4 protein-coding genes are annotated in these 6,000 nt (G+C 59.2%); 2 read left to right on the top strand and 2 right to left on the bottom strand.

The window, feature by feature from the left end; genetic code table 11:
- The first annotated feature begins 21 nt into the window (after nucleotides 1-21).
- Both VGJ94_09535 and VGJ94_09540 read left to right on the top strand, forming a co-directional pair.
- Nucleotides 22-2,124: an acetate--CoA ligase family protein gene (locus VGJ94_09535; protein ID HEY3276850.1), complete on the top strand. Its 2,103-nt coding sequence runs from the start codon at nucleotides 22-24 to the stop codon at nucleotides 2,122-2,124.
- Between the two features lie 13 nt (nucleotides 2,125-2,137).
- A complete protein-coding gene (locus VGJ94_09540) occupies nucleotides 2,138-3,214 on the top strand; it encodes a phosphotransacetylase family protein (GenBank protein ID HEY3276851.1) in 1,077 nt (358 codons plus the stop codon).
- 68 nt (nucleotides 3,215-3,282) lie between these two features.
- Here the strand turns inward: VGJ94_09540 and VGJ94_09545 are convergent, their stop codons facing one another.
- Together VGJ94_09545 and VGJ94_09550 are read right to left on the bottom strand one after the other, a co-directional pair.
- Complete coding sequence (locus VGJ94_09545) at nucleotides 3,283-4,758, bottom strand: DegQ family serine endoprotease (protein ID HEY3276852.1); 1,476 nt, start codon at nucleotides 4,756-4,758, stop codon at nucleotides 3,283-3,285.
- Between the two features lie 114 nt (nucleotides 4,759-4,872).
- On the bottom strand, nucleotides 4,873-6,000 hold a 1,128-nt coding region (locus tag VGJ94_09550; GenBank protein ID HEY3276853.1), incomplete at its 5' end, for an ATP-binding protein.

Raw genomic sequence — 6,000 nt, forward strand, 5'->3', positions numbered from 1 at the left:
GAATTCCCTGTCCCGAAAGTCATGAGCTATCGAAATCTGAAGTCCCTTATCTCACCCCAATCCGTTGCCGTAATCGGCGCGACGGACAGTGTGGACAAGCCCGGGTATGCGGTTCTTTTTAACCTCATCAAGAGCGGCTTTCCGGGTAGAATTTATCCGGTAAACCCCGGCAAAGATGAACTTCTCGGCCTTCGGGCCTATAAAACCCTCGGGGAGATCGGGCAGCCCATCGACCTTGCGGTAATCGCCATCCCCGCGAAGATGGTCCTCGACACCCTCGAGGTCTGCGGCTCACTCGGGGTCGGCTCGGTGATCATCATATCGGCCGGCTTCCGTGAAACCGGCCACGAAGGACTGGTCGCGGAGCACGGGATCGCGAATATCGCCCATCGGTATCAGATGCCCGTCCTCGGCCCCAACTGCCTGGGTCTCATCCATACCACCACCCCCTTGAACGTAACTTTTGCGGCGGGCATGCCGCCCCGGGGAGACATCGCCTTCATGTCCCAATCCGGTGCGCTCTGCACATGTATTCTCGATATCTCCCTTGCCCAAAACGTGGGGTTTTCCAGTTTCGTGAGTCTGGGCAATAAGGCGGACCTGAATGAGATAGATTTTCTCGAAGCCTATGCGGCGCTGCCCGAGGTAAAAGTGGTCCTTGCGTACCTCGAGGGGATCACCAATGGCAGCCGTTTCATTGAAGTGGCGAGGCAGTTCACGAAGAAAAAACCGATCATCGCGATCAAGGCGGGCGTAACCGCGAGCGGCTCCAAGGCGGTGAGCAGTCACACGGGGGCCCTTGCGGGCAGTGAGCGCGCCTATGAAGCGGCATTCGCGCAAGCAGGTGTGATCCGGGCGGAATCGGTAGGGGAATTGTTCGACTACGCCATCGCGTTCTCGCGACAACCCTTGCCCCGTAACAATACCGTGGCGGTGGTCACCAACGCGGGTGGTCCCGGCATCATGTGTACCGATGCCATCGAACGCGCCGGGCTTCGCCTCGCGACCCTTACCGACGACACGATGAACAGCCTCAAAGACGCCCTCCCTCCTGCCGCGAGCGTATTGAACCCCGTCGATCTTTTGGGGGACGCGGGAACCGAGCGCTACGCATCCGCCATAAAGACGGTGATGGCCGATCCGAACGTGGGGGCCCTTGTGGTGATCCTGACCCCCCAGTTCACGACAAAGATCGATGAGACGGCCGTGGTGGTGGCAGAGGCAGCCAAAGGCGCGAAAATCCCTATATTCACCTGCTTCATGGGTGAAGCATCCATACGGAACGCCGTAAGAACCCTGACCGATCATAGCATACCGAACTACATGATGCCGGAGCGCGCAATCGATGCGCTGGCGGTCATGGTCAGGCAGCGGGACTGGCAGGAAAAGGCTGCCCCTCCCTACGAGACCATCGACCTCGATACTCACAAAGTGCACGAAGTCTTCGAGAGGGTGAGGAAGGAAGGGAGGGTCACCATCGGCGACGCGGAAGCCCGGGATGTGCTCGAAGCCTACCGCATACCCATGCCTGCCTCCAAGCTATGCAAAACCGCGGATGAGGCGGTGGCTTTTGCCGATGAGATAGGCTATCCCGTGGTACTCAAGATCGCTTCTCCCGACATTCTCCATAAAACCGATATCGGAGGGGTAAGGCTCAACGTGAGGACCGCCTCCGACGTGCGCGACTCCTTCGACCTCATCACCTTCCGGGCCGCCCGATATACGCCCCACGCCGACATCTGGGGCTGTCTCGTGCAGCAGCAGGTCCATGGGGGAAAGGAAGTGATTATCGGGATGAACCGGGACCCCCAGTTCGGGCCGCTGGTCATGTTCGGCCTCGGGGGAATTTATGTGGAAGCGCTTAAAGACGTGGTCTTTCAGATCGCCCCCTTCTCCCGCCAGGACGCCGTGGAGATGATCTCCAAACTCCGGTCTTCCAACCTTTTGATGGGAGTCCGGGGCGAGGCGAGGTCCGACCTTGGGGCAATCGCGGATACTCTCCTCAAAGTCTCCCAGCTCGTGGTCGATTTTCCCGATATCGTGGAGATGGATATAAACCCGTTGATGGTCTTCGAGGACGGCAGGGGCGCCATGGGCATGGACATGAGGCTGGTTCTCGCATGACAAGGAGGCAGTAATGGCTACAACTCTCTATGTAACATCGACCAAAAGGTTCTCGGGCAAGACCGCCCTCTGCATGGGCCTTGCCTACCGTTTTCAGAAAGCCGGCCTCGCGAGCGGCTATATGAAGCCCGTAAGCACCACCGCCCGCGCCGTGGGCGAGCAGATCATCGATGAGGACGCGGTCTTCATACGCGCCGCCCTCGGTCAGACCGATCCTCCCGAGATAATGGTCCCTCTCATTCTTTCCGAACAGGAGGCACGGGCAGCCCTCGAGCGCCCGGACCACAAGGAGATCGAGGCACGCCTCCTCGCCGCCCACCGCGTTGTGAGCGAGAACAAGGACGTGGTGATCATGGAGGGCGGCTCGAGCTTACGGGAAGGTTTTATCGTCAACCTCCAGGCCGCGAAGGTGGCGGAAGTCACCGGGGCCCGGACCGTCGTCATCGTACCGTACCAGAATACGCTCCAGACCATCGACGACCTTCTCGCAGCCCATGAATGGCTCGGGAGATCTGCCCTGGGGGCGGTCATCAACAGCGTGCCCCAGTACAACATGGGTCTCGTCCAGGAGAAAGTGAAGCCTTATATGGAAAAACGAGGCCTCCCCGTATTCGCCGTCATCCCCCGCAACAAAGCCCTCATGTCAATAAGCATTCGGGAGCTTGTAGATGAGCTGGGAGGCGAGGTGCTCTGCTGCCGGAATGCAGACGACGAGCTCGTGGAGACCCTTATGGTAGGCGCCATGAGCGCGGAGAGCGCCCTCACCCACTTCCGCAGGGGGGTGAACAAGGCGGTCATCACCGGCGGCGACAGGCCCGATATCCAGCTCGCGGCCCTGGAGACTTCCACGCGCTGCCTCATCCTCACGGGAAACCTGCGGCCTTCTTCCCTTATCATCGGCCTCGCCGAAGAAAGGGGCGTGCCCATTATCCTCTCCCATTACGACACCATGAAAACCATGGAGATCGTGGAGGGCTTCTTCGGCAAAACAAGGTTTCACCAGCCGAAAAAGGTTGAGCACTTCAAGGCCCTCCTCGATAAATATATGGATTTCACGGGCCTGGGAAAGGCCCTTGGGCTTCCCCTTTAAGGTTAAAAGGTAAAAACAGGGCCGCCTGTCATCCGGCAGGCGGCCCTTTCTCTTTCTTTTCCCCCGGTTCAGCCTTTCATTGTAATATAGAGGCTCGCGCTTCCGCGCTGCACGAGGAGCAGGAGGAGACCCTTGTCTCCTGCTTTCTGTGCTTCCCGCTTTACCTCTGTGACGCTCTTGACCGGTTTCCGGTTCACTTCGATAATCACGTCGCCCCTTTGGACGGATGCCTCGTCAGCAGGGCTTCCCGGCTCCACTCCGGCGACCACCACACCCTGGCTGATGCGTAGACCCATGCTCCGCGCGGTTTCGGGGCTCAGGTCCTGGAGCGTAAGCCCCCACGCCCCCTTCGTGGTTTCCTCTTCCTTCACGGTCTCGGTATCCGCGGACGCCAGCTTCCCGGTCTTTACCTTGAGGGTCATCTCTTTACCTTCCCTGAAGATGCGCAGAGATGTTACCTGGTCGACGGGGGTGGCTGCCACGGCGGAAGAAAGCTCGTGACCTTCTTTGATCTCTTTGCCGTCATAGGAGAAGATCACATCTCCCCGTTTTATCCCGCTTTTGTCCGCAGGGCTGCCTTCGACCACATCGCTTACCAGGACCCCCTTTACAGATTTCATATTAAGGGAGGAGGCAAGGTTTTCAGTGAGGTTCTGAATGCTCACGCCGAGGTATCCCCTCGTCACCTGGCCCTTGGAAACGAGCTGGGGCAGGAGTGTCTTTGCGGTGTTCACCGGGATCGCAAAGCCGATGCCCTGGCCCTGGGGGATAATCGCCGTATTGATGCCCACTACTTCGCCTTTCATATTGAACAGGGGGCCGCCGGAATTACCGGGGTTGATGGGCGCGTCGGTCTGTATGAAGTCATCGTAAGGTCCCGCGCCGATGATCCTGCCCTTTGCGCTCACGATGCCCGAGGTGACCGTGTTGCTGAGGCCGAAGGGGTTGCCGATGGCGAGGACCCACTCGCCCACGCGCAGGGCCTCGGAGTTTCCCAGTACTGCCGCCTTGAAAGAGCCCTGCCCTTCGAGTTTCAGGACCGCGAGGTCCGTCTTGGGGTCTTTGCCTATGACACGTGCCTTGAACTCCCGTTTGTCGCTGAAGGTTACCACGATCTCTTTCGCTTCTTCCACCACATGGTAATTGGTGAGGGCTACGCCGTCGGCGCTGATGATCACCCCCGAGCCCGCGCCCTGGGTCTTGTATGTCCCGCCGCCTTTCGGCATGTCACCGAAGAAATGGCGGAACATATCGCCGAAGGGCCCCTCCCTCATCTGTGAGGGATCGGAAAAGCCCGTCTTCTGGACCTTCGTGACCTTTATGTTCACTACCGCAGGTCCAAGTCCTTCCGCAAGGTCCGCGAATGAGGGGAGGGAGTTGTGGCCTCCCTGAAGAGGGGCAGCGACCGCGGCCCGGGAGTACCCTGTGAGCTTCATGGAAGAGGCGAGGAGCATGCCGCCAAAGAGGAAGACTGCGGCGACCGCCGCCATGGCCGGATATCTGAATGTGCCTGTTCTGAAATAGGAACCTACACGGTGGATCATGATGGAACCTCCTTCTGTCATTATATTTCAGGTCGGAGGGCTCTTTTCCCCTCGCGCCTTCTCACAATATAAAGGAAGAAGATTAAAGGAGTATTAATGGAAGATTAGAATTTTCTAATCTTTCGAAACAGCTTGTGCAGGGAGGTGTACGCGAAAGGTGCTTCCTTTTCCGGGCGAGCTCTCGAGCTCTATCTTGCCGTGGTGGGCATCGACGATGGACCTCACCATGGAGAGGCCGAGTCCCGATCCTCCGAATCCTCCGGAGCGGGCCTCGGGTGACCGGTAAAAACGCTGAAAGATCTTTTCCTTCTCCTCTTCGGCCACGCCGGGACCCGTATCCTCGACCTCGAGTACCGCCCATTCAGGCGTGACCCCGAGCGAGAGCCGGACCGATCCGCCGGGACGGTTATACTTGATCCCGTTATCGACGAGGTTGAGAAGAAGCCGTCTCAGATGGGAGTAATCGCCCTGCACCTCTGCGGGCTCTATCCGGCCGAGCCCGAGGTTTACCGATTTGGCCTCTGCGAGGGGCGCCATCTTCCTCCGCACCTCTTCGATGAGAAATGCGAGCTCCACCGGAGCATGGTCCATTTTGAGGACACCGGCGTCGGAGCGGGCGAGGAGGAGGAGACCCTCCACGAGTTGAGAGAGACGCTCCACCTCTTCGAGGGCGCTTTCGAGTACTTCTTTGTATTCCTTCGGCTCCCTCCGCGACCGCAGCGCCACCTCCATCTCTCCCCGGAGTATAGTGAGAGGCGTCTGGAGCTCGTGGGATGCGTCGGCGGTAAACTGGCGCATCTCGGAAAAGGCTGCATCCAAGCGGCCGAGCATGTTGTTTATGGTCTCGGCGAGCCTGTCGAGCTCGTCCCGCGCCCCCGAAAGGGGAAGCCTCTCGTGGAGTCGGTTTGCGCCGATCTCGCGGGCTCCGGCAATCATCCTGTCAACGGGGCCCAGGGCCCGGTGGGCGAAAAACCAGCCCCCTCCTCCTGCCAGAGCGAGGGCAAAAGGGAAGAGAAGGGCCATGGTAAGGAGGAACCTGGTCGCCGACCTGTAAAGGTTGATCCGGGACATACCCACACGGACCACCGATATTACCCTCTGCCCGTCCACGACCGGCCAGGTAAGTACCCTTACCGGATACGCCTCCACACCCGTGAGAGTTTCATAGGTCGCAATACCGGCTATGGCATTGCGTCTCGCCTCAGGCGTGAAAAGTATGCCTTTGGGCTCGTTAAACCCCGG

The sequence above is a fragment of the Syntrophorhabdaceae bacterium genome, assembly GCA_036504895.1.
Taxonomy (GTDB): Bacteria; Desulfobacterota; Syntrophorhabdia; order Syntrophorhabdales; family Syntrophorhabdaceae; genus PNOM01.

Coding starts and splice junctions, on each gene's coding strand:
- VGJ94_09535 (HEY3276850.1), top strand. CDS start 22: ATGAGCTATCGAAATCTGAAGTCCCTTATCTCACCCCAATCCGTTGCC.
- VGJ94_09540 (HEY3276851.1), top strand. CDS start 2,138: ATGGCTACAACTCTCTATGTAACATCGACCAAAAGGTTCTCGGGCAAG.
- VGJ94_09545 (HEY3276852.1), bottom strand. CDS start 4,758: ATGATCCACCGTGTAGGTTCCTATTTCAGAACAGGCACATTCAGATAT.